The sequence below is a fragment of the Deferrisoma palaeochoriense genome (assembly GCF_054656955.1).
Map to the genome: position 1 here is coordinate 1 of NZ_BAAHXI010000223.1, position 257 is coordinate 257.

Sequence of the window (257 nt, forward strand, 5' to 3'; positions counted from 1 at the left end):
CAGCACGACGTGATTTTGGAGCGGGGCGGCAAGATCGCCCACGGGTGCCACTCGGGGTGCGTGATCCAATGCTCGCGGATCTACATGGACAAGGACGGGAACTACAAGACCAAGGGCCCGGAGTACGAGACCGTCTGGAGCTTCGGCACGGACTGCTGCATCGACGACCTGGACGCCATCGCGGAGATGGACCGGCTTTCGGACGACATCGGGCTCGACACGATTGAGATGGGGGCCACGATCGCGGTGGCGATGGA

General features: G+C 63.4%; 1 protein-coding gene. It reads left to right on the plus strand.

Features of this window, described 5'->3' with window-relative positions; all coding sequences use genetic code 11:
* The coding region (locus ACYQ8L_RS18790) for an aldehyde ferredoxin oxidoreductase C-terminal domain-containing protein (protein WP_459943333.1) at positions 1-257 on the plus strand (257 nt) is incomplete at both ends.